Origin of the sequence: Quadrisphaera sp. DSM 44207, from assembly GCF_900101335.1 — a bacterium.
Taxonomy (GTDB): Bacteria; Actinomycetota; Actinomycetes; order Actinomycetales; family Quadrisphaeraceae; genus DSM-44207.
The window spans coordinates 592,333-615,209 of record NZ_FNKA01000002.1 but is presented as its reverse complement, the minus strand read 5'-3'; the positions used below and the strand labels follow the sequence as shown (position 1 = coordinate 615,209).

Here is a 22,877-nt window from a genome sequence, read left to right as displayed (position 1 = left end):
GATGACGCAGGAGCCACCCCGTCCGGGGCGGTCCGGACGCCGGTACGGCGGACGCAGCGGGAGGGGTGCACGTGGCCAGACGGACGGCCATCGGCCTGGACATCGGGAGCTCCGGCGTCCGTGCGGCGGAGCTCGCCTACGGCAGGGACGGCGCCAGGCTCCGGCGCTTCGGGCAGGTGCCCCTGCCGGACACGGCGGTGCGCGCCGGGGAGGTCGTGGACGCGCCGGTCGTCACCGCCGCGCTGCGCGAGCTGTGGCGCACCGGCGGGTTCAGCCACAGGGACGTCGTCCTCGGCGTGGCCAACCAGCGCGTGCTCGTGCGCGAGGTGGACCTGCCGGCGATGCCCCTGAGCGACCTGCCCCGGGCGCTGCCCTTCCAGGTCGAGGGCCTGCTGCCGATGCCGGTGGACTCCGTGGTGCTGGACTTCCACCCCCTGCGGTCGATGACGAGCTCCAGCGGCGGGCCCCTGGTGCGCGGCCTGCTGGTCGCCGCCTCCCGCGACATGGTGATGGCCAACGTGCGCGCCGCCGAGGCCGCCGGGCTGCACGTGGTCTCCGTCGACCTGACCCCCTTCGCCCTGATGCGCGCGCTCGGCTCCCGCCTCGACCTGGACGTCGAGACCGAGGCCCTCGTCGACATCGGCGCGCACGTGACCAACGTCGTGGTCCACTCCGACGGGGAGCCGCGGTTCGTGCGCATCCTGCTCACGGGCGGCCAGCACCTGACGGACGCGATCTCGGAGGGCACCGGGGTGCCGCCGGCCGAGGCCGAGGCGCTCAAGCACGAGCACGGCCTGACCGCGACCTCCCCGGAGCACGCGCGCGCGGCGCAGGCCCTGGTGCTCTCCACCCAGGCCCTCCTCGACGAGATCCGCAGCTCCGTGGACTACTACTCCGCCTCCACCCCGACCCACCCGGTGCAGCGCATCGTCGTCACCGGCGGCGGCGCCCAGCTGCGGGGCCTGACCGAGCGGCTGAGCGCCGCCACGCAGACGCCCGTCGTGCAGGGCAACGCCATCGCCTCGTTCTCGACGCGCCGCGCCGGCCGGGACGCCGAGCAGCTCGGGCTGCTCGGGCCGCTCAGCGCCGTGCCGGTCGGCCTCGCCCTCGGAGCGGCCCGATGACCACGCAGCCGTTCACCCCGATCACCGCTCCGGCGCCGACCCCGGCCGGCGCACCGAGCGCCCCGACCCTCGAGGACCTCCTCGGCGCCGCGCGCCCGCCCGTGCGGGTCAGCCTGCTGCCCCGCGAGGTCGTGCAGGCGCGCGCGCTGCGCCGCACCCGCCGCTGGCTGGCCGCCGGCCTCGGCGGCGTGGCGGCCGCTCTCGGCGCCGTGACGTGGCTGAGCGCGACGTCCGTGCACGCCGCCGAGGACGAGCTGGCCGCCGCGCAGCAGCGCACCGGGGTGCTGACCGCCGAGCAGGCGCAGTTCGCCGAGGTCCCCGCGGTGCTCGCGCAGCTGGAGGCGGCCCGCACGGCCCGCGCCGGCGCCATGGGCGCCGACGTCCTCTGGTACGAGTACCTCGACGGCCTGACCCGCTCCCTGCCCGCGGACGTGTGGCTGACCGACGTCACGGTCACCGTCGACGCCGCGGCCGGCGCGGCCGCGGCGGCCTCCGCGGCGGCTTCTGCGGCCGCCGCGGCACCGGCTGCGGCGGGGACGGCGCCCTCGGGCGCCGCCGCCGCGCAGGTGGCGAGCGCCACCTTCAGCGGCGTCGCGTTCGAGCACCCGCGCGTCGCGGACTGGCTCGACTCCCTCGACGCCACGCCGGGCTTCACCGGCGCCACCTACAGCACCAGCAGCCGCACCGAGAAGGAGGAGGAGGTGGTCGTCGAGTTCGAGTCCTCGGTCGCGGTGACCACCGACGCCCTCTCCCACCGCTTCGACGGCGCCACCGACGGGGAGGTCGGCTGACATGTCGCGCGACAGCACCAGGACCTGGGTCGCCGCAGCGGCGGCCGTCGCCGTCCTGCTCGTCGTGGCCGCCTGGTTCCTGCTCGTCGCCCCCCTGCGCGCGCAGGCCGGCGAGCTGCACCAGCAGGCCCTCGACACCGACGCCTCCAACGCCGCGCTCGCGGCCCGCACCGAGCAGCTGCGCGCCGAGCACGCGGAGCTGCCGCGGCGGCGCGAGGAGCTGGCCGCCCTCGGCCGGGCCGTGCCCGCCGAGGTCGCCCTGGCCGCCCTGACCCGCGACCTCGACCGCATCGCCGGGGCGAGCGGGGCGACGCTGATGTCCATCGCCCCGAGCGCGCCGCAGCCCGCCGCGGGCGCCGACCCGGCCGCGCCCGCAGCCGCCCCCGCAGCTGCCCCGGCGGACCCCGCCAGCGACCCGGCGGCCGCCGCGGCGACCACCGCGGCGACCGGCGCGGCGACCGGCGCGGCGACCGGCGCGGCGGCGGCCGTTCCCGGCGGGGCCGCGGTCACCGAGGTGCCCGTGGGCCTGGTGCTCGTCGGCGGCTACTCCGAGGTCGAGCTGTTCCTGAAGTCGCTGCAGACCGAGCTCGGTCGCGACTACCTCGTCACGGGCCTGTCCCTGACCGCCGAGGACCCCGCCGCGGCGTCCGGCGGCAAGCCGGAGACCGTGAACGGCGACGTCACCATGACGGTCACCGGCAGCGTCTTCGTCCTGCCCGAGGACGCCGAGGCGCTTCCCACGACGGCCGACCCCGCCCTCCCCGCGACCGCGGGGAGCGCCGTGTCGGACACGGCCTCCTGAGCACGGCAGCGGATCGGAGCCCTGCGATGACCACCTCGCCCTTCCCGAGCTTCCCCTCGCCCGAGCGCCCGCCCGCGACCGGCCCGTTCGGCGCGACCGGCCCGACCGGCGCGACCGGCCCGACCGGCCCTGCCGGTGCGCCCGGCCCGGCCGGCGCCCCCGACGGCTCCGAGCGGTCGCCGTCCGGTGCGGACCGCCGGCGCCTGGCCGTCCTCGTCGGCAGCGGCGTCCTCGCCGTCCTCGCCGGCGCGGGCGCCGCCGTCCTCCTCGCCGGCGGCCCCGAGGAGGACCTGGCCGGCCCCCTGCCGGTCGCGGTCCCGACGGGCTCGCCCACCACCCCGGCGGCCGAGCTCCCCGCTCCCGCCGTCCCGGGCGTCGCGAGCGGGCCGCGCAACCCCTTCGAGGCGCTCCTCGTGGCCGTTCCCGACGACGTCCCCGCTCCCGCGGCCACCGGCGCGCAGGCCGCGGCGGGCAGCGCCGCGGACCCCGGTGTGCCGGGCGGCGCGGCGGGCGGCGCGGCGGGTGGCGCGGTGGGCGGTGCGGACCCGGCGGCCGTGCCCGTGCCGGTGCCCGCCGCCGTGCCCGTGCCGACCGTGACGGTCACCGAGCGCCCTCGCGACGAGGCCGCGGCCGCGGCCACGGTCACGTGGGTGGGCCAGGACCCGGTGGACAGCACCGCCGACGCCTTCGTCCTCGTCGCGGGCGGCGAGGTCGCCTCCGTGACCGCCCGCGCGGGGGAGGCGCTCGGTCCCGAGGCGCCGCTGTCGTGGTTCGTCAACGCCGGCGCCGGCGCGGACGGCGTCCTCGTGCTGCGCGCCGGCGCGCAGGACTACCGCCTGACCAAGGGCCAGGTCGTCACGCTCGACTGAGCGCGCCCCTCCTCGGGGAGCGGGCCCGCGGGCCGTGGGAGACTGCGGTCCGTGCTGCGCTGGCTGACTGCGGGGGAGTCCCACGGCCCCGCCCTCGTCGGGATCCTCGAGGGGGTGCCGGCCGGCGTGCCGGTCACCACGGACGACGTGCGCGCCGCGCTGGCGCGCCGCCGCCTCGGCTACGGCCGCGGCGCGCGGATGGGCTTCGAGCAGGACCAGGTCACCCTCGTCGGCGGCGTGCGCCACGGCCTCACCCAGGGCGGGCCCGTCGCCGTCGAGGTCGCCAACACCGAGTGGCCCAAGTGGGAGACCGTGATGTCGGCCGACCCGGTCGACCCCGCGCTGCTGAAGCCCACCGGCCGCAACGCGGCGCTGACCCGCCCCCGCCCCGGGCACGCGGACCTGACCGGCATGCAGAAGTACGGCTTCGACGAGGCGCGCCCCGTGCTCGAGCGGGCCAGCGCCCGCGAGACCGCCGCCCGCGTCGCGCTCGGCGCCGTGGCGGCCTCCTTCCTGCGCGAGGCGCTCGGCGTCCGGCTGGTCAGCCACACCGTGGCCATCGGCCCCGTCTTCGCGCCGGACGACGCGCCGCTGCCGGGCCCGGACGACGTCGCGGCCCTCGACGACGACCCGCTGCGCTGCGCCGACGCGCCGACCTCGGCGCGGATGGTCGCCGAGGTCGACGACGCCCACAAGGCCGGGGAGACCCTCGGCGGCGTCGTGGAGGTGCTCGCCCACGGCCTCCCTCCGGGCCTGGGCAGCCACGTGCACTGGGACCGCCGCCTCGACGGGCGCCTGGCCGGCGCCCTCATGGGCATCCAGGCGATCAAGGGCGTCGAGGTCGGCGACGGGTTCCGCACCGCGACCCGCCGCGGCTCCGCGGCGCACGACGAGATCGAGGCGCGGCCGGACGGCGTGCTGCGCCGCCGCAGCGGGCGCGCCGGCGGCACCGAGGGCGGCATGAGCACCGGTGACGTGCTGCGCGTGCGCGCCGCCATGAAGCCCATCGCGACCGTGCCGCGGGCCCTGGCCACGGTGGACGTCGCCACCGGCGAGGCGGCGTCCGCCCACCACCAGCGCTCCGACGTGTGCGCCGTCCCGGCCGCCGGGGTCGTCGCCGAGGCGATGGTCGCGCTCGTGCTCGCCGACGCCGCGCTGGAGAAGTTCGGCGGCGACTCCGTGGCCGAGACGCGCCGCAACCTGCGGGGGTACCTGGACGCCGTCCCGGCGGCGCTGCGCTCCGAGGTCGCGTCCGCGTCGGCGCCCACCCCGGCGTCCGCTCCGGCCTGAGGCCGCCGTGCCGCCGCGCGTGGTGCTGGTCGGGCCCGCGGGGTCGGGCAAGAGCACCGTGGGCGCCCTGCTCGCCGAGCGCCTGCGGGTGGCGCTGCGGGACACCGACACCGACGTCGAGGAGCAGGCGGGCGCGAGCGTGCCGGAGGTCTTCGCCCACGAGGGCGAGGCGGGCTTCCGCATCCGCGAGCGCATCGCCGTCCACGCGGCGCTGGCGGGCTCCGACGGCGTGCTCTCCCTCGGCGGCGGCGCCGTGCTCGACCCGGCCACGCGCGCGGAGCTGGTCGGGCTCGCCGGGCGCGCGCCGGTGGTGCTGCTCGCGGTGACCTGGGAGGCCGCCGAGCCGCGCCTGGGCGCGGGCGCCGGGCGGCCGCTGCTGGCGGGCGACGCCCGCGGGCGCTGGAGCGCCCTGCTCGAGCAGCGCCGCCCGCTGTACGAGGAGGTCGCCTCGGTGGTCGTGCCCACCGACGGCCTGACCCCCGAGCGGGTGGCCGAGCGCGTGCTGGCCGCCACCGGCCTCGCGCCCGCGCGGTAGGGAGCCCGGCCGGCCGAGCCGGCTCAAGGCCGGGCCCGCTCCTGCCGAGACCAGGAGGGTGACCTCCGAAGCGGCCCTGCTCGAGCTCCTGCGCCCGCGCGCCCGGGGAGACCTGGAGCCCCTGGCCCCCGTCGCCGTCGTCCTCGAGGCGGGCACCCCCTGCCCGGTCGTGGAACGGGTGTTCGGCGAGGACGAGCGGCTCGACGCGGTCGTCGTGCGCGACGCCGGCGGCACCCGCCACGGGGTGCTCTCGCGGCGCGACTTCGAGCTCGTCATGGGGGGCCGCTTCGGCTACGGGCGCAGCCTGAACCACCGCCGCCCGGTCGGGGACCTCGCCACCTGGGACGTGCCCGTGCTCCCCGCCGGCAGCGACGTCGTCACCGCTGCCGCGGCCGCCGGAGCCCGCGCCGCCGAGCACCGCTTCGACGACCTGCTGCTCCAGGGCGCCGACGGCGCGCTGCGCGTGCTCCCCGCTGCCGCGGTGCTCGAGGCGCTCGCGGCCGACTACGCCCGCCGCGCCACGCACGACCCGCTGACGGGGCTGCCCAACCGCGAGCTGCTCTTCGGGCGCCTCGCCGAGGCGCTCGCCGTGCCCTCGCCGCGGGACGCCGTCGTCGTCAGCTACCTCGACGTGGTCGGGCTCGGGCCCGTCAACCGGCGCCTCGGGCACGACGCCGGGGACGCCGTCCTCGTGCGCGTCGCCGAGGCCCTGCGCGCCTGCGCCGAGGACGACGAGGTGGTCGCCCACGTGGGCGGCGACGAGTTCGCCGTGCTGACCCTCGTGCGCGGCGACCGGGCGTCCGACGCCGCCGCGCGCGCCGCCGCGCGGGCCACCCGCTTCGGCGCCGCCGTGCGCGAGGCGTTCACCGAGGACGTCGTCCCGGTGCGGGCCAGCGCGGGCGCCGCCGTGGCCCGGCCCGGGGCGCCCGGGGCGGACGCCGGCAGCCTGCTGCGCGCCGCGACGTCCGCGATGTCCACGGCGCAGCGCTGGGGCTCGCAGGAGGCCGAGGTCGTCGAGCTGGACGACGCGGGCCAGCCCACCGCCTGGACACCCACCCGCTGACCCTCCTGCGGTGATCGCGCGCGCCGGCCCTCCTCCGCGGCGGTCGTGCGCTCCAGGACCGTGCGGGCGGCCTCCTAGGATCGGGGGGTGGCACAGGCGAGCGCGCCCGAGGCGGCGACGAGGATCCGCGTCGAGGGGGACGCCCCCTACGACGTCCTGATCGGCACCGGCCTGCTCGGCGAGCTGCCCGGGCTGCTCGGCGAGCGCGTGCAGCGCGTCCTCGTCGTCCACCCGCGGGCCCTGGCCGCGACCGGCGACGCCGTGCGCGAGGACCTGGCCGCCTCCGGCTACGAGGCGTACCTGGCCGAGGTGCCGGACGGCGAGGACGCCAAGAGCGCCCAGGTGGCCGCCTTCTGCTGGGGCGTGCTCGGCCAGGCCGGCTTCACGCGCACGGACGCCGTCGTCGGCGTCGGCGGGGGAGCGGTCACCGACCTCGCCGGCTTCGTCGCCGCCACCTGGCTGCGCGGGGTGCGCGTGGTGCACGTGCCGACGACGCTGCTCGGCATGGTCGACGCCGCGGTCGGCGGCAAGAACGGCATCAACACCGCCGAGGGCAAGAACCTCGTCGGCACCTTCCACCCGCCGGCCGGGGTGCTGTGCGACCTCGCCGCGCTGCAGACCCTGCCGGTCAACGACCTCGTCGCGGGCATGGCCGAGGTGGTCAAGTGCGGCTTCATCGCCGACCCCGAGATCCTCGACCTCGTCGAGGCCGACCCGGCCGCCGTGCGCGCCTGGGACTCGCCCGTGGTGCGCGAGCTCGTCGAGCGCTCGGTGCGGATCAAGGCGGACGTCGTGGGGCAGGACCTGCGCGAGTCGGGGCTGCGCGAGGTCCTCAACTACGGGCACACGCTCGGGCACGCCATCGAGCAGGTCGAGCGGTACTCGTGGCGGCACGGGGCCGCCGTGAGCATCGGCATGGTCTACGCCGCCGAGCTGGCGCGCCTGGCCGGGCGGCTGGACGACGACGTGGTCGACCGGCACCGCTCGGTGCTGTCGTCCATCGGCCTGCCGCTGGCGTACCGCGGCGACCGGTGGCCGCAGCTGCTCGACGCCATGCGCAAGGACAAGAAGTCCCGCGGGGACCTGCTGCGCTTCGTCGTCCTCGACGGCCTCGCCCGGCCCTCCCGGCTCGAGGGCCCGGACCCGGCCCTGCTGCAGGCGGCGTACGGAGAGGTCTCCGCCTGACGCCGGTGCGCCTGCGCCGGCCCCTCCGGCGTCTGATGAGGCGCGGTCGCCGTTGACCCGTCCGGGGGGTCGTCCACAGGACGCGCTGCCGAGGTCCGCCGCCGGCGGCACGGGCTGGCTAGGGTCGCCGCCGTGCCGAAGGTCGCCGCCCGCATCGCCGTCGTCGGGGTGCTGGCGCTGTCGGCGTGCTCGGGCGGCGACGAGCCGGACCCCGCGCCGGCGCCGCCCAGCCCGAGCGCCGGCGCGCCCGCCGAGACGGCGACCCCGACCCCGACCGAGACTGCGACTGCGACGGTCGTGCCGCCCGTGATGCCACCCGAGGCCCGGGAGCGCACCACGGCGGGGGCGGAGGCGTTCACGCGCTTCTACTTCGACGCCGTCAACCACGGCTTCCGCACCGGCGACACGTCGCTGATGGAGGCGCACAGCATGGAGGAGTGCACCAGCTGCTCCTCGACCCGGGACTACATCCGTGAGCCGGTGGACCGCGGTGGCACCTGGGAGGGAACGGCCCTCGTCATCAGGGAGATGGCTGTCGCGCCGCTCGAGGAGGCTGGGGCGATCGTCGACGTCTACCTCGAGCAGCCGGCAGGCGTCGTCCACGACGCTGACGGGTCCATCACCGAAGAGCCCGCTCAACCCCCATGGGTCGCCAGCGTCTATCTGAGGTGGCGAGAGGGGGAATGGGCGACCTACGGTCTCGTGAACGCGGATGAGTGAAGGTCGACGCCGTGCAGTGGCCTCGGTGGCTGCCGTGTTGGTCCTCGCCGGTCCGGTAGGGGGTGCTGCCGCCGATCAGCAGGTGGACACGAGCTGGGGCGGTGGGAACGCTGTAGTGAACGGGTGGCGCGATGCGTCGGCCGCGGAAGTGGATGACCACGTGGTTCCACAGGCGTCGGCGCCCGCGTTCATCTACCGGTACGTGCTGGCGTGCACGGACAACGCTGACGTCGGGGGCGCCACGGACGCTGGATGCGGCCTGTCATCGACGTCGTGCCCGCCCGACCAGCTGAGGCACTGGCTCTACCGCTCGCCCGCCGACGCTGTGCTGCCTCGGTGGGACCAGTTCGGCAGTCGGTGCCTCACGCGCGTGGAGGCGGACGCGGCCGGCGTGGAGTTCCCCGGCTTCACGCTCGCCGACCTGCAGCGGTTGCCGCTGCCCGCCGGAGAGCCCGCGCTGGAGCCGGGCAACGGGTACGTGCTCATCAACGTCCCGGCCAATGTCTACGCCGATGCCGAGCCGGTGGAGCTCGCCACCGACGTCGTGGGCTTCCCCGTGCAGGTGCGCGCGACGCCCGCCCGCTACAGCTGGGCCTTCGGCGACGGCGCCGTCCTGGGCCCGACCGAGGACCCGGGCGCGCCGTACCCGGACCTGCGCGTCACTCACATCTACACCGCTCCGGGGCGCTACGACGTCGTCCTGACGACGCACTACAGCGGGGAGTACTCCGTCGCGGGCGGGCCGTGGCTGCCCGTCGAGGGCGAGGCGGAGGTCGTCTCGCCGCCTGTGCCGGTGGAGGCCCTCGCCGCCCGCAGCGCCCTGGTGTCGGGCGCCGCGCCGTCCTGAGGGCGCCGTCCCGCGCGGCGCCCGGGTCGTCCGTCCGTCGAGCGCGGCCTCGTGGACACCCGCATCGGCGTGTCGTGTCCACACGTCCGCGCTCGACGCGCCGCCGAGTGCCCTTCTCCGGAGGGCCCTCACCTTGACGCCGCTGTGTCAAGGCTTCAGCCTTGACGACGTGGTGTCATGGAGGTGGCGGTGTTCGTGCTGACCGTCGACCAGCGCAACAGCCGCGCCGAGCCGGACCGGGTCGAGGAGCTGCTGGAGCAGCTGGCCGGCGCACCCGGCCTCGTGCGCCCCTTCGAGCGCACCGCCGGTGACGAGGTGCAGGGCGTGCTCGACGACCCCGCCGCGGTCGTCGACCTGGCGCTGCGCCTGGTGCGCACGGGGCGGTGGAGCGTCGGCGTCGGTGCGGGTGCCGTCCGCGAGCCCCTGCCGGCGAGCACGCGGGCCGGCGCCGGGCCCGCCTTCGAGCACGCCCGCGACGCCGTCGAGCGCGCCAAGACCTCGACCCCGCACGTCGCCGTCTCGGGGGACGACCCGGCGTCCGCGGCGCACGCCGAGGCCGTGCTGCGGCTGCTGGGCGAGGTCGTGCAGCGGCGCACCGACGCCGGCTGGGAGGTCGTCGACCTCCTCCAGGGCGGCGCGACGCAGACGGACGTCGCGGCCCGGCTCGGCATCACCAAGCAGGCGGTCAGCCAGCGCGCCCACGCCGGCGGCTGGCCGCACGAGCGCGACGTGCGACCCGTCGCCGCCGCCCTCCTCGACCGCGCCCAGGACGCCCGGGAGGCTCCGTGACCGCCGCCGGCACCGTCCTGCTCGTCCTGGCGGCGCTGACCGCCACCGCCGCCTGGTCCCGCCGCCTGCCGCTGCGCGCGCGCACCGCGCTCGTGCTCGGCGCCGTCCTGCTGCTGCTCGCCGCCTTCGTGCTCGCGGCGGCCGCCCCGGACGAGGCCGGCCGGCTGCGGCGCCTCGGCGTCCGCGTCCCCCTGGACGCGCCCCAGGCCCTCGGCTGGCTGCTCGTCGCGTGGCTGGCGGCCGCCGGTGGCGGCCCGGTCGCCGAGGTCGTGCTGCGCCTGGCCGACGGCCGCCGGTTCTGGGCGGCGCTGCGCGGCGTGCGCCGCGCTCCCCGGGACGGTGCCGCGACGCCCCCTGCCGCGGCTCCCGCAGCGGGCCCCGCCCCGGAGGTCGTCGTCGACCCGCGCGAGCCGCCCCGGCCCCGCCAGGTGATCCGGCCCGGGGGCCTCGCGCGGGCCCGCCAGTCCGCGCTGGTCGAGGAGGCCGCCCGCGCCCACGAGGTCTCACGGGCCCTGGAGGCCGGCCAGGACGCCGCGGCGCAGGTGCTGCGCGGCGGCGCCGTGATCGGCGTCCTGGAGCGCCTGGCTGTCGCCGGGGCCCTGCTGGCCGGCGCCGCGGAGGGCGTCGCCCTCGTCGTCGCGGTCAAGGCCCTCGGGCGCTACCCCGAGCTGCGGGCCGCCGGCGCCTCCGAGCGGTTCATCATCGGCACCCTGGCCAGCCTGCTGTGGGCGGCGGCCGCGGCGGGGACCGGCCTGCTCCTGCTCGGCTAGCATGGACGCCGATCCCGCGGGCCGCTGACCCCTTCGCGCCCGCCGAGCGCCCGCGTCAGGGCGCCCTTGGACGACGACGGAGGAAGCCGACGTGGCGACGACGAACGACTTGAAGAACGGCATGGTGCTCAACCTCGACGGCCAGCTGTGGTCCGTGGTGGAGTTCCAGCACGTCAAGCCCGGCAAGGGCGGCGCCTTCGTGCGCACCAAGCTCAAGAACGTCCTGTCCGGCAAGGTCGTCGACCGCACCTTCAACGCCGGCACGAAGGTCGACACCGCGACCGTCGACAAGCGCGACATGCAGTACCTGTACCGCGACGCCGACGACTTCGTGTTCATGGACTCGAGCACCTACGACCAGGTCCACGTGCCGGCCGCGACCGTCGGCGACGCCGCGAACTTCCTGCTCGAGAACCAGGAGGCGACCGTCGCCCTGCACGAGGGCACGCCGCTGTACGTCGAGCTGCCGACGTCCGTGGTGCTCGAGGTCACCTACACCGAGCCGGGCCTGCAGGGCGACCGCTCCACCGGCGGCACCAAGCCGGCGACCGTCGAGACCGGCTACCAGATCCAGGTGCCGCTCTTCCTCGACACGGGCGTGAAGGTCAAGGTCGACACCCGCACCGGCGACTACCTCGGCCGCGTCAGCTAGTGGCCGCTCGCACCAAGGCCCGCAAGCGGGCCCTGGACGTCCTGTTCGAGGCCGAGCAGCGCTCCCTCGACCCGGTCGCCCTCGTCGGGCAGCGCCTCGCCGGCGGGGAGGTGCCGGTGCCGGAGTACGCCGTCGAGCTGGTGCAGGGCGTGCAGGCCCACCGCGAGCGCATCGACGAGCTGCTGACCACGTACGCCCAGGGCTGGACGCTGGAGCGGATGCCCGCCGTCGACCGCAACCTGCTGCGCATCGGCACCTACGAGCTGCTGTGGGCCGACGACGTGCCGGACGCCGTCGCGGTCAGCGAGGCCGTGGGCCTGGCCAAGGACCTCTCCACCGACGAGTCGCCGTCGTTCGTCAACGGCCTCCTCGGCCGCCTGGTCTCGCTCAAGCCGAGCCTGGTCGACTGACGGGCGCGGCGCCCGCCCGAGCACCCCGGGGGCCGTCCACCGCGGTGGACGGCCCCCGGTGGCGCCGGGGCGTCAGCTCGTCGGGTCGCTGGAGAGCCGGACGGCGCGGCGCGCGTCGGTGCCGAGCACGCCCCAGCCGATGAGCTCCTCGGCGAGGTCGGACGGCGGCAGGTCGTAGATGACGGCGAGCGCGCGCAGGTCGTCCGCGCGGATCGACAGCACCTTGCCGTTGTAGTCGCCCCGCTGGCTCTGGATGGTCGCCGCGTAGCGGGCGAGCGGACCGGCCTTCTCGCTCGGCACGGACTGCAGCTGCTCCAGGTCGAGCACGAGCTTCGGCGGGGGCTCGGCGTGGGCGGCCGGGCCGGCGTCGGGCAGCAGCGCCGAGACCGGCACCCCGTAGAAGTCGGCGAGCTCCGCGAGGCGCTGCACCGTCACCGCTCGGTCACCGCGCTCGTAGGAGCCGACGACGACCGCCTTCCACTGCCCGCCGGACCGCTGCTCGACACCCTGCAGCGACAGCCCCTGCTGGGTGCGGATGGCGCGCAGCCGGCTGCCCAGCGCCTTGGCGTAGCCGGATCCTTCCTCGGCCATGTCGGCACCTTCTCTCAACGATTCCACCCATGACGGGAGACCAGCTGTGATCGTCACGGGGAGTGACGTGCGAGTCAACTCCACCTGCGGCTCAACCGGTAATCTGTCACTCAGGGTGACTAGTCTTGTCGCTACGTCGACGTCCACCGGGCCCCCCCACGCGGCACGCCCAGCCTGCCACGTCCGGCCGCGATGGACGATCACCGTGTGGACGGCGCCGCGGGGCGTCGCCGGCACCGGCCGCGGGCCGGGGCGGGCCGGGGCGAGAGCGGGCGGCGGGAGGCACTAGGCTCGCGGGGACCGACGTCCTTCAACCTCCGTCCCGTGAGGCGGGGAAGGAGTCGCCAGATGGCGTCCGCGCGCCCGGTGCTCGAAGCGCCGGAGGTCTCCCGCGCCCTCACCCGCATCGCCCACGAGCTGCTCGAGCGCAACAGGGGCGCCGAGGGCCTGGTGCTGCTCGGCATCCCCAAGCGCGGCGTCGTCCTCGCCCGCCGCCTCGCCGAGCGCCTCGCCGCCGTCGAGCCGGGCGTGGACGCCGAGGCCCTCGCCGGTGCGCTCGACGTGACGATGCACCGCGACGACCTGCGCCGCCGGCCCGCCCGCACCCCGGCGCCGACCACCCTGCCGCCCGGCGGCGTCGACGACCGGGTCGTCGTCCTCGTCGACGACGTGCTCGCCTCCGGGCGCACCGTGCGCGCCGCGCTCGACGCGCTCTCCGACCTGGGCCGCCCCCGCGCCGTCCGGCTCGCCGTGCTCGTCGACCGCGGGCACCGCGAGCTGCCGATCCGCGCCGACCACGTCGGCAAGAACCTGCCCACCGCCGCCAGCGAGCGGGTGAGCGTGCTCCTGGAGGAGGTCGACGGGCGCGACGCGGTCGTCATCGAGGACGCGCGCGAGAGCGCCCCCGACGCCGCTGCCGACGGCGGGGGCGCCCGGTGAGGCACCTGCTGTCCGCGGGCGACCTCTCCCGCGACGACGCCGTGCGCCTGCTCGACGTCGCCGAGCAGATGGCCGCCACCCAGACCCGCGAGATCAAGAAGCTGCCCACCCTGCGCGGGCGCACCGTGGTCAACCTCTTCTTCGAGGACTCCACCCGCACCCGGATCTCGTTCGAGGCCGCGGCCAAGCGCCTGTCCGCCGACGTCATCACCTTCTCGGCCAGGGGCTCCAGCGTCTCCAAGGGCGAGAGCCTGAAGGACACCGCGCTGACCCTGGAGGCGATGGGCGCCGACGCCGTCGTCGTGCGCCACTCCGCCTCCGGGGCCCCGCACCGCCTCGCCGGCGCGGGGTGGACGCGCGGGTGCGTGCTCAACGCCGGCGACGGCACGCACGAGCACCCCACGCAGGCCCTGCTCGACGCCTTCACGCTGCGCCGCCACCTCGTCGGCGGCGGGGGCCCGGCGAGCGGGGCCGACCTGGCGGGCCTGCGCGTGGGCATCGTCGGCGACGTCCTGCACAGCCGGGTGGCCCGCTCGAACGTGCTGCTGCTGCACACCCTCGGCGCGCGCGTGACGCTCCTCGCGCCCCCCACGCTGCTGCCCGTCGGCGTCGAGGGCTGGCCGTGCGAGGTCGGCTACGACGTCGACGCCGCCCTGCCGCACCTGGACGCCGTGATGGCCCTGCGGGTGCAGCTGGAGCGCATGGACGCCGCCTACTTCCCCTCCGCGCGCGAGTACTCGCGCCGGTACGGGATCGACGCCAGGCGCCTGGGCCTGCTGCCCGAGCACGCGGTGCTGCTGCACCCCGGCCCGATGAACCGCGGCCTGGAGATCACCGCCGACGCCGCCGACAGCGCCCGCTCGCGCATCGTGGAGCAGGTCTCCAACGGCGTGGCGGTGCGCATGGCGGCCCTGTACCTGCTGCTCGCCGGGGAGGACTCATGACCACTGGTGCGTACGTCCTGCGCGGCGCGCGGCCCCTGGGCGGCGAGCCCGCCGACGTCGTCCTGCGCGGCGCGGAGGTCGCCGAGGTCGCCCCCGCCGGCACCGGCGACACCACGGGCGCGCGCGCGCTCGACGCCGACGGGCTGGTCGCCCTCCCCGGCCTCGTGGACCTGCACGCGCACCTGCGCGAGCCCGGCCGCGAGGACGCCGAGACCGTCGAGTCCGGCTCCCGCGCCGCCGCCCTCGGCGGCTTCACGGCCGTGCACGCGATGGCGAACACCCAGCCCGTCGCCGACACCGCCGGCGTCGTGGAGCAGGTCTGGCGCCTCGGGCGCGCCGCGGGGTGGGTGGACGTGCGCCCGGTCGGGGCCGTCACCGTCGGCCTGGACGGCGAGCGGCTGGCGGAGCTGGGGGCGATGGCCGACTCGCCCGCCCGCGTGCGCGTCTTCTCCGACGACGGGCGCTGCGTGCACGACGCGGTGCTCATGCGCCGGGCCCTGGAGTACGTCAAGGCGTTCGACGGCGTGATCGCCCAGCACGCGCAGGAGCCGCGCCTGACCGAGGGCGCGCAGATGCACGAGGGCGCGCTGTCCGGCGTCCTGGGCCTGCGCGGCTGGCCGGCCGTGGCCGAGGAGGCGATCATCGCCCGCGACGTGCTCCTGGCCGGGCACGTCGGCTCCCGGCTGCACGTGTGCCACGTCTCGACCGCCGGCAGCGTGGAGCTCCTCCGGTGGGCGAAGGACCGCGGGATCGACGTCACCGCCGAGGTCACCCCGCACCACCTGCTGCTCACCGACGAGGCCGTGCGCGGCTACGACCCGGTCTTCAAGGTCAACCCGCCGCTGCGCTCGGCGGAGGACGTGCAGGCGCTGCGCGAGGCCGTCGCCGACGGCACCATCGACGCGGTCGCCACCGACCACGCCCCCCACCCGGCGGAGGACAAGGACTGCGAGTGGGCCGCGGCCGCGATGGGGATGACGGGGCTGGAGACGGCCCTGTCCGTCGTCCAGCACGCCCTGGTGGACGCCGGGCACCTGGACTGGGCCGGCGTGGCGCGCGCGATGTCCGTGGCCCCCGCCAGGATCGGGCGCGTGGCGGACCAGGGGCGCACGCTCTCGGCGGGCGAGCCCGGCAACGTCACGCTCGTCGACCCCGCCGCGCGGCGCGTGGTCGACCCCGCGGCCATGGCCACGCGCGGGCGCAACAGCCCCTACCGCGGCACGCAGCTGCCCGGCCGCGTCGTCGCGACGTTCCTGCGGGGGCGCGCCACCGTGCTGGACGGCGCCCTCGTGGAGCCGGTCGCGGGCCGGGACGTCGCGGGCCGGGACGGCGGGACCGGGGGGAGCGGGCCGTGGAGCAGCTGATCGCGGTGGTCTCCGTGCTCGTGGTCGTGCCGCTGGCCTGGGCGCTGATGTGGCGCGGGTGGCGCTCGCGGGCGCGGCGGCAGTCCGGCGTGCCGGCCCCGCAGGCCCCGCCGCGCCCGCTCGAGCCCGGGGGCGCGGGCGTCGTCGAGGGCGTCTACGTCTCCACCACCGAGGCCGGGCAGCCGCTCGAGCGGGTGGTGGCGCACGGGCTCGGGATGCGCAGCCCGGTGCTGGTGGCGGTGGCGCCGGAGGGCGTGGTGCTGGAGCGCCGCGGCGCGCCGTCGGTGCTCGTGCCGCGCGCGGACCTGCTGGGCGTGCGGCGCTCGCGGGGGATGGTCGGGAAGTTCACAGTGGAGAGCGAGGGGCTCGTGGTGCTGACGTGGCGGCTGGGCGCGGCGGAGCTGGACACCGGGGTCAGGTGCCGCCGGCGCGCGGACGCCGACCGCCTGGTCGCCCAGGTGCAGGACCTGCTGGAGGGGGCCCGGTGAGCCGCGCGGTGCTCGTCCTGGAGGACGGCCGCGCCTTCGCGGGCGAGCCCTACGGGGCGCTCGGCACCGCGGTCGGCGAGGCGGTCTTCTGCACCGCCATGACCGGCTACCAGGAGACCCTGACCGACCCCAGCTACCACCGCCAGGTCGTCGTCATGACGGCCCCGCACGTGGGCAACACGGGGTGGAACGACGAGGACGACGAGTCCTCGCGGATTTGGGTCGCCGGCTTCGTCGTGCGCGACCCCGCGCGCCGCGCCTCCTCCTGGCGCTCGCGCCGGGAGCTGGCCGACGAGCTGCGCGAGCAGGGCGTCGTCGGCGTCAGCGGCGTCGACACCCGGGCCCTGACCCGCCACCTGCGCGAGCGCGGGGCCATGCGGGCGGGGGTGTTCTCCGGCCCGGACGCCGAGCGGCCGCTGGAGCAGCTGGTCGAGCGGGTGCGCAGCGCCCCGGCGATGACCGGCGCCGACCTGGCGGGCGAGGTGACGACGGCCGAGCCCTACCTCGTGCCGGCCGTGGGGGAGCGGCGCCTGACCGTGGCGGCCCTCGACCTCGGCATCAAGGCCACGACCCCCTCCCAGCTGGCCGCGCGCGGCATCGACGTGCACGTGCTGCCGGCGACCGCCGGCGTGGACGACGTGCTCGCCGTGCGCCCCGACGGGGTGTTCTTCTCCAACGGCCCCGGGGACCCGGCCGCCGCCGTGCACGAGGTGGGGGTGCTGCGCGAGGTGCTCGACCGGCGCATCCCCTTCTTCGGCATCTGCTACGGCAACCAGCTGCTCGGGCGCGCCCTGGGCCTGGGCACCTACAAGCTGCGCTACGGCCACCGCGGGGTGAACCAGCCGGTGCTCGACCGCGCCACGGGCCGGGTCGAGGTCACGGCGCACAACCACGGGTTCGCCGTCGACGCCCCCGTCGACGCGCCCGTGACCACCCCCTTCGGCACGGCCGAGGTCAGCCACGTCTGCCTCAACGACGACGTCGTGGAGGGCCTGCGCTGCGCCGAGGTGCCGGCGTTCAGCGTCCAGTACCACCCCGAGGCCGCCGCCGGCCCGCACGACGCCGGGTACCTCTTCGACCGGTTCGTCGCGCTGATGACCGACCCGGGCGCCGCGCTGCCGCCGCTCGTGGCGGTCCCGAGGGGCCCGCGGGCCAGCGGGGTGCGCGGCCCGGCGCCCTCCGACGTCGAGCACGGCCACCACGTCGAGCACGGCCACCACGACGAGCACGGCCAACACGGCCAGCACGGCCAGCACGGCCAGCACGCCCAGCAGCAGGGAGGAGCGCGCTGATGCCGCGCCGCACCGACATCTCCAGCGTCCTGGTCATCGGCTCGGGGCCGATCGTCATCGGGCAGGCGGCGGAGTTCGACTACTCCGGCACCCAGGCCTGCCGCGTGCTGCACGCCGAGGGGCTGCGCGTCGTCCTCGTCAACTCCAACCCCGCCACGATCATGACGGACCCGGAGCTGGCCGACGCCACCTACGTCGAGCCGATCACGCCCGAGGTCGTCGAGGCGATCATCGCGCGCGAGCGCCCGGACGCCGTCCTGGCCACGCTCGGCGGCCAGACGGCGCTGAACACCGCGATCGCGCTGCACGAGCGCGGGGTGCTGGAGCGGTACGGGGTGGAGCTGATCGGCGCCAACGTCGCCGCGATCCAGCTGGGGGAGGACCGCGAGGCGTTCAAGGGCGTCGTCGAGCGCTGCGGCGCGCAGAGCGCCCGCTCGCGCACCGCGCACTCGATCGAGGAGTGCCTGGCCGTCGCCGGCGAGCTCGGCTACCCCCTCGTGGTGCGCCCCAGCTTCACCATGGGCGGCCTCGGCTCCGGCTTCGCCCACGACGAGGCGCAGCTGCGCCGCATGGCCGGCGCGGGTCTGCACGCGTCCCCGACGACCGAGGTGCTCCTGGAGGAGTCGATCCTCGGCTGGAAGGAGTACGAGCTCGAGCTGATGCGCGACCGCGCCGACAACGTCGTGGTCGTCTGCTCCATCGAGAACCTCGACCCGATGGGCGTGCACACCGGGGACTCGATCACCGTCGCGCCGGCCATGACCCTCACCGACCGCGAGTACCAGCGCATGCGCGACGTGGGCATCGCCGTCATCCGCGAGGTCGGGGTGGACACCGGCGGCTGCAACATCCAGTTCGCCGTCGACCCGCGCACGGGCCGGATGATCGTCATCGAGATGAACCCGCGCGTCTCGCGCTCCTCGGCGCTGGCGTCGAAGGCCACCGGCTTCCCCATCGCCAAGATCGCCGCGCGCCTGGCCGTCGGGTACACCCTGGACGAGGTGCCCAACGACATCACGCGGGAGACGCCGGCCAGCTTCGAGCCGTCGCTGGACTACGTCGTCGTCAAGGTCCCGCGCTTCGCCTTCGAGAAGTTCCCCGCCGCCGACGCCTCGCTGACGACGACGATGAAGTCGGTGGGCGAGGCCATGGCGATCGGCCGCTCCTTCCCCGAGGCGCTGCAGAAGGCGCTGCGCTCGGTGGAGCAGCGCGGGGCCAGCTTCACCTGGGAGGGCCCGATCCCCACCCCCGAGCAGGTCGAGCAGCTGGTCGAGACCGCGCGGCGCCCCACCGACGGGCGCATCGTCACCGTCCAGCAGGCCCTGCGCGGCCGCGCGAGCGTCCAGGCGCTGCACGAGGCCACCGGCATCGACCCGTGGTTCCTCGACCAGATGGCCGGCATCGAGGAGGTCGCGACCGCCGTGCGCTCGGCGCCGGGGGAGCCCCTCGACCTCGACGAGGCGCTGCTGCGCCGCGCCAAGCGGCACGGCTTCTCCGACGCCCAGCTGGCCGTGCTGCGCGGCGCCACCGAGGCGCAGGTGCGCGCCCTGCGCTCCCGCCGGGGCGTGCGGCCGGTGTTCAAGACCGTCGACACGTGTGCCGCGGAGTTCGCCGCGACCACCCCGTACCACTACTCCAGCTACGACGAGGAGGACGAGGTCACCGCCTCCGGCGCCCGCAAGGTCGTCGTCCTCGGCTCCGGCCCGAACCGCATCGGGCAGGGGGTGGAGTTCGACTACTCGTGCGTGCACGCGGTGACGGCCCTGCGCGAGGCCGGCTACGAGACCGTGCTCGTCAACTGCAACCCCGAGACGGTCTCCACGGACTACGACACCTCCGACCGGCTGTACTTCGAGCCGCTGACCCTCGAGGACGTCCTGGAGGTGCTGCACGCGGAGTCCCGCTCCGGCGAGCTCGTCGGCGTCATCGCCACCCTGGGCGGGCAGACGCCCCTGGGCCTGGCCGCCGACCTGGAGGCCGCGGGCGTGCCGGTGCTCGGCACGAGCCCGGCCGCCATCGACCTGGCCGAGGACCGCGGGGCGTTCGGGCGGGTGCTGGCCCGGGCCGGCCTGCCGGCGCCGACGTTTGGCACGGCCTCCAGCGTCGAGGAGGCGACGCACGTCGCCGCGGACATCGGCTACCCGGTGCTCGTGCGCCCCTCCTACGTCCTCGGCGGGCGCGGCATGCAGATCGTCTACGACGAGGCGAGCCTGGCCGAGTACGTCCAGCGCGCCACCGTGGCCAGCCCCGACCACCCGGTGCTCGTCGACCGCTTCCTCGACGACGCCGTGGAGATCGACGTCGACGCGCTCTTCGACGGCGAGCAGATGCACCTCGGCGGGATCATGGAGCACATCGAGGAGGCGGGGATCCACTCCGGGGACTCCGCCTGCGTCCTGCCGCCGGTCACCCTCGGCGCCTCGGTGCTGGAGCGGGTGCGCGCCTCCACCGAGGCGATCGCCCGCGGCGTCGGGGTGCGCGGCCTGCTCAACGTGCAGTACGCGCTGGCCGCGGGCGTGCTCTACGTGCTGGAGGCGAACCCGCGCGCCAGCCGCACCGTGCCCTTCGTGGCCAAGGCCACCGGCGTGGCGCTGGCCAAGGCCGCCGCGCGCATCGCCGTCGGGGACACCATCGCCACCCTGCGCGCGGAGGGGCTGCTGCCGGCCGAGGGCGACGGCGGAGACCTGCCCCCGCACTCGCCCGTCTCCGTCAAGGAGGCGGTGCTGCCCTTCAAGCGGTTCCTGACCCCCGAGGGCACGGTCGTCGACAGCCTGCTCGGGCCGGAGATGCGCTCGACGGGCGAGGTGATGGGCATCGACGTCGACTTCCCGTCGGCGTTCGCGAAGTCCCAGGCCGCCGCCTACGGCGGGCTGCCCACCAGCGGGCGGGTCTTCGTCTCGGTCGCCGACCCCGACAAGCGGGCCGTCATCTTCCCCGTCAAGCGGCTGGCCGACCTCGGCTTCGAGGTCCTCGCCACCGAGGGCACGGCCGCGACGCTGCGCCGCAACGGCGTCGAGGCCACCGTGGTGCGCAAGCACAGCACCGGCGCCGGGCCGCACGGGGAGCCGACCGTCGTGCAGCGCATCCTCGCCGGCGAGGTCGACCTCGTGGTCAACACGCCCTCGGGGACGGCGGCGCGCGCCGACGGCTACGAGATCCGGGCGGCGACGGCCGCGGTCGACACCCCGCTGGTGACCACGGTGCAGCAGTTCGCCGCGGCCGTGCAGGCCATCGACGCCCGCCGCGCGGCGGCCGCGACCGGGGCGCCCGTGCGCGTGCGCTCCCTGCAGGAGCACGCCGCCGCCCTGCGCGCCCCCGCCGCACCGGACGTCCCCGCCGCGGCGGACGCCCCCGCCGCACCGGACGCCCCCACTGCACCGAGCGCTGCCGTCGCCGCGGGTTCGGCGCCGTGAGCGCGGGCGCGGTGCCGTTCGGGGCGCGCCTGGCGGCCGCCGTCGCCGAGCACGGCCCGCTGTGCGCCGGCATCGACCCGCACCCGGGGCTGCTGCGCGACTGGGGCCTGGACGACGACGCCGCGGGCCTGGAGCGCTTCGCCCTCGCGTGCGTGGAGGCCCTCGCCGGCGCCGTGGCGGCCGTCAAGCCGCAGGCGGCGTTCTTCGAGCGCCACGGGTCGCGCGGGCTCGCCGTCCTCGAGCGCGTCGTGGCCGACCTGCGCGCCGCCGGCACCCTGTGCGTCGTCGACGCCAAGCGCGGGGACGTCGGCTCGACGATGGCCGCCTACGCCGACGCCTACGCCTCCGACGCCTCCCCGCTGGCCGGGGACGCCGTCACGGCCACCGCCTACCTGGGGTGGGGGTCCCTGGAGCCCCTGCTGGCGGCGGCGAGCGCGAGCGGGCGCGGCGTGTTCGTCCTCGCCCTGACCTCCAACCCCGAGGGCGCCTCCGTCCAGCACGCGCGCGATCCCGGGACGGGGCGCAGCGTCGCCGCGCAGCTGGCGCGGGAGGCCGCGGCGCGCAACGCCGCCGAGGGCGCCGGAGCGCCCGGCGGGCCCGCCCTGGGCCCGGTGGGCCTCGTCGTCGGCGCCACCGTCGGCGACGCCCCCGCGCGCCTGGGCATCGACCTCGCCGCCGTGCGCGGCCCGCTGCTCGCCCCCGGCGTCGGCGCGCAGGGGGCCACCGCCGCCGACCTCGCCCGCGTCTTCGGCGCCGCGCGCCCCGCCGTGCTCGCCTCCTCCAGCCGCGAGGTGCTGCGCGCCGGGCCCGACCCCGCCGCCCTGCGGGCCGCCGCCCGCCGCACCGCCGAGGAGTGCCGTGCCGCCCTCGCCGCCTGAGCGCCCGCCGGCTCCCCAGGGCCTCGACGAGCGCCTCTACGGCGCGCTGTTCCGCCTCGTGCTGCGCCGCCTCGACCCCGAGCTGGCCCACCGCCTCGCCTTCGCCGCCCTGCGCGGCGCCGCGCGGGTGCCCGGGGTCTCTCCCGCGGTGCGCCGGGCGCTGGCCCCGCCGCCGGACGCCGGCGTCGAGGTCGCCGGCGTCCGCTTCCCCGGCCGCTTCGGGCTCGCGGCGGGCTTCGACAAGGAGGGGCGCGGCGTGCCGGGGCTGGGCGTGCTGGGCTTCGCCTTCGTCGAGGTCGGCACCGTCACCCCCCGCGCCCAGCCGGGCAACGAGCGGCCGCGCCTGTGGCGCGAGCCCGGCGGGCACCTGCGCAACCGGATGGGCTTCAACAACGACGGCGCGCCCGCGGTCGCCGCCCGCCTCGCCGCCCTGCGCGCCACGCCCCTCGGCCGCGCGGCGGTCGTGGGCGTCAACGTCGGGAAGTCGAGGACCACGCCCCACGATCGGGCCGCGGGGGACTACGCCGAGTGCGCCCGCCTGCTGGCCCCGCACGCCGACTACCTCGTCGTCAACGTCTCCTCGCCCAACACCCCGGGCCTGCGCGACCTGCAGGCCGTGGACGCGCTGCGGCCCGTGCTGGTCGCCGCCCGCGACGCCGCGCGCGCCGCCGCACCCGCCCGCCGCGTGCCGCTCCTGGTCAAGATCGCCCCGGACCTGAGCGACGCGGACGTCGACGCGGTGGCCGACCTGGTCGCCGAGCTCGGCCTGGACGGCGTCGTCGCGGTCAACACCACCGTCGCGCACGACCTCGGCCCGGGCGGGCTGTCCGGGCCCGCGCTGCGCGCGCGGGGGCTCGCCGTGGTCGCCCGGCTGCGCCGGCGCCTGGGCCCGCACGCGCTGGTCGTGGGCGTCGGCGGCGTGAGCGCACCGGCCGACGCGCTGGCCTACCGGCGCGCCGGCGCGGACCTGGTGCAGGGCTACACGGGGTTCGTCTACCGGGGTCCGGGCTGGGCCCGGCGCCTCAACCGCGCGCTCGCGAGCCCGTCGGGCCACTGACCGCCACCCGGCGTTGCTCTCGGTGGCGAGCACTCGCTAGGTTCGCTGCCGCCCCCCGACCCAC

Annotated in this window: 23 protein-coding genes; 22 read left to right on the top strand and 1 reads right to left on the bottom strand. The window is 77.0% G+C overall.

Going from position 1 to position 22,877, the window contains the following annotated elements; all coding sequences use genetic code 11:
* Positions 1 to 71 precede the first annotated feature (71 nt).
* The 14 genes from pilM to nusB all read left to right on the top strand — a co-directional run bounded on the left by pilM (position 72) and on the right by nusB (position 11,847).
* The gene (gene pilM / locus BLS82_RS09030) at positions 72 to 1,124 is read left to right on the top strand and encodes a type IV pilus assembly protein PilM (RefSeq protein ID WP_092865165.1); all 1,053 of its coding nucleotides are present in this window, start codon (positions 72 to 74) and stop codon (positions 1,122 to 1,124) included.
* Positions 1,121 to 1,915, top strand: coding sequence for a PilN domain-containing protein (locus BLS82_RS09025; RefSeq protein WP_092864246.1), 795 nt, complete (start codon positions 1,121 to 1,123; stop codon positions 1,913 to 1,915). The genes pilM and BLS82_RS09025 overlap by 4 nt, the downstream gene beginning before the upstream one ends.
* Position 1,916: 1 nt before the next feature.
* The gene (locus BLS82_RS09020; protein WP_092864243.1) at positions 1,917 to 2,717 is read left to right on the top strand and encodes a hypothetical protein; all 801 of its coding nucleotides are present in this window, start codon (positions 1,917 to 1,919) and stop codon (positions 2,715 to 2,717) included.
* 26 nt (positions 2,718 to 2,743) lie between these two features.
* Positions 2,744 to 3,586 (top strand): hypothetical protein, encoded by an 843-nt coding sequence (locus tag BLS82_RS15715; protein ID WP_092864240.1) that lies wholly within the window; start codon positions 2,744 to 2,746, stop codon positions 3,584 to 3,586.
* Between the two features lie 51 nt (positions 3,587 to 3,637).
* Positions 3,638 to 4,876 (top strand): chorismate synthase, encoded by a 1,239-nt coding sequence (gene aroC / locus BLS82_RS09010; RefSeq protein ID WP_092864237.1) that lies wholly within the window; start codon positions 3,638 to 3,640, stop codon positions 4,874 to 4,876.
* A 7-nt stretch (positions 4,877 to 4,883) separates the two neighbouring features.
* Positions 4,884 to 5,411, top strand: coding sequence for a shikimate kinase (locus BLS82_RS09005; protein ID WP_092864234.1), 528 nt, complete (start codon positions 4,884 to 4,886; stop codon positions 5,409 to 5,411).
* Between the two features lie 58 nt (positions 5,412 to 5,469).
* The gene (locus BLS82_RS09000) at positions 5,470 to 6,474 is read left to right on the top strand and encodes a GGDEF domain-containing protein (RefSeq protein WP_092864231.1); all 1,005 of its coding nucleotides are present in this window, start codon (positions 5,470 to 5,472) and stop codon (positions 6,472 to 6,474) included.
* An 87-nt stretch (positions 6,475 to 6,561) separates the two neighbouring features.
* Positions 6,562 to 7,659 (top strand): 3-dehydroquinate synthase, encoded by a 1,098-nt coding sequence (gene aroB, locus BLS82_RS08995; RefSeq protein WP_218123747.1) that lies wholly within the window; start codon positions 6,562 to 6,564, stop codon positions 7,657 to 7,659.
* A gap of 132 nt (positions 7,660 to 7,791) precedes the next feature.
* On the top strand, positions 7,792 to 8,379 hold the full coding sequence (locus BLS82_RS08990) for a DUF6318 family protein (protein WP_092864224.1): 588 nt from the start codon (positions 7,792 to 7,794) through the stop codon (positions 8,377 to 8,379).
* Positions 8,380 to 8,749: 370 nt separating this feature from the next.
* A complete protein-coding gene (locus tag BLS82_RS15710; protein ID WP_176819011.1) occupies positions 8,750 to 9,226 on the top strand; it encodes a PKD domain-containing protein in 477 nt (158 codons plus the stop codon).
* A gap of 189 nt (positions 9,227 to 9,415) precedes the next feature.
* Complete coding sequence (locus BLS82_RS08980) at positions 9,416 to 10,015, top strand: hypothetical protein (RefSeq protein WP_092865159.1); 600 nt, start codon at positions 9,416 to 9,418, stop codon at positions 10,013 to 10,015.
* On the top strand, positions 10,012 to 10,785 hold the full coding sequence (locus BLS82_RS08975) for a hypothetical protein (RefSeq protein WP_218123745.1): 774 nt from the start codon (positions 10,012 to 10,014) through the stop codon (positions 10,783 to 10,785). Before BLS82_RS08980 ends, BLS82_RS08975 begins: the two co-directional genes overlap by 4 nt.
* 91 nt (positions 10,786 to 10,876) lie before the next feature.
* Positions 10,877 to 11,437, top strand: coding sequence for an elongation factor P (efp, locus tag BLS82_RS08970; protein ID WP_092864218.1), 561 nt, complete (start codon positions 10,877 to 10,879; stop codon positions 11,435 to 11,437).
* Positions 11,437 to 11,847 carry a transcription antitermination factor NusB gene (nusB, locus tag BLS82_RS08965; RefSeq protein ID WP_092864215.1) on the top strand — a complete coding sequence of 137 codons (411 nt, stop codon included), beginning with the start codon at positions 11,437 to 11,439 and terminating at the stop codon, positions 11,845 to 11,847. The genes efp and nusB overlap by 1 nt, the downstream gene beginning before the upstream one ends.
* Positions 11,848 to 11,919: 72 nt before the next feature.
* Here the strand turns inward: nusB and BLS82_RS08960 are convergent, their stop codons facing one another.
* A complete protein-coding gene (locus tag BLS82_RS08960) occupies positions 11,920 to 12,438 on the bottom strand; it encodes a transcriptional regulator BldD (protein ID WP_092864213.1) in 519 nt (172 codons plus the stop codon).
* Positions 12,439 to 12,786: 348 nt separating this feature from the next.
* On the opposite strand from BLS82_RS08960, the gene pyrR reads away from it, so the two are divergent.
* Genes pyrR through BLS82_RS08920 form a run of 8 tightly spaced genes read left to right on the top strand, consistent with a single transcriptional unit; the run spans position 12,787 to position 22,813 of the window.
* Complete coding sequence (gene pyrR, locus BLS82_RS08955; protein WP_092864210.1) at positions 12,787 to 13,377, top strand: bifunctional pyr operon transcriptional regulator/uracil phosphoribosyltransferase PyrR; 591 nt, start codon at positions 12,787 to 12,789, stop codon at positions 13,375 to 13,377.
* On the top strand, positions 13,374 to 14,321 hold the full coding sequence (locus tag BLS82_RS08950) for an aspartate carbamoyltransferase catalytic subunit (RefSeq protein WP_092864207.1): 948 nt from the start codon (positions 13,374 to 13,376) through the stop codon (positions 14,319 to 14,321). The genes pyrR and BLS82_RS08950 overlap by 4 nt, the downstream gene beginning before the upstream one ends.
* Positions 14,318 to 15,685, top strand: coding sequence for a dihydroorotase (locus BLS82_RS08945; RefSeq protein WP_092864204.1), 1,368 nt, complete (start codon positions 14,318 to 14,320; stop codon positions 15,683 to 15,685). The genes BLS82_RS08950 and BLS82_RS08945 overlap by 4 nt, the downstream gene beginning before the upstream one ends.
* Positions 15,673 to 16,173 carry a PH-like domain-containing protein gene (locus BLS82_RS08940; protein ID WP_092864201.1) on the top strand — a complete coding sequence of 167 codons (501 nt, stop codon included), beginning with the start codon at positions 15,673 to 15,675 and terminating at the stop codon, positions 16,171 to 16,173. The genes BLS82_RS08945 and BLS82_RS08940 overlap by 13 nt, the downstream gene beginning before the upstream one ends.
* Entirely contained in the window at positions 16,170 to 17,465 is a 1,296-nt protein-coding gene (gene carA / locus BLS82_RS08935; protein ID WP_218123744.1) for a glutamine-hydrolyzing carbamoyl-phosphate synthase small subunit, read from the top strand. The genes BLS82_RS08940 and carA overlap by 4 nt, the downstream gene beginning before the upstream one ends.
* Positions 17,465 to 20,878 carry a carbamoyl-phosphate synthase large subunit gene (gene carB, locus BLS82_RS08930; RefSeq protein ID WP_092864198.1) on the top strand — a complete coding sequence of 1,138 codons (3,414 nt, stop codon included), beginning with the start codon at positions 17,465 to 17,467 and terminating at the stop codon, positions 20,876 to 20,878. Before carA ends, carB begins: the two co-directional genes overlap by 1 nt.
* The gene (gene pyrF, locus BLS82_RS08925) at positions 20,875 to 21,756 is read left to right on the top strand and encodes an orotidine-5'-phosphate decarboxylase (RefSeq protein WP_092864195.1); all 882 of its coding nucleotides are present in this window, start codon (positions 20,875 to 20,877) and stop codon (positions 21,754 to 21,756) included. The genes carB and pyrF overlap by 4 nt, the downstream gene beginning before the upstream one ends.
* On the top strand, positions 21,737 to 22,813 hold the full coding sequence (locus BLS82_RS08920) for a quinone-dependent dihydroorotate dehydrogenase (protein WP_092864192.1): 1,077 nt from the start codon (positions 21,737 to 21,739) through the stop codon (positions 22,811 to 22,813). Before pyrF ends, BLS82_RS08920 begins: the two co-directional genes overlap by 20 nt.
* Positions 22,814 to 22,877: the final 64 nt, after the last annotated feature.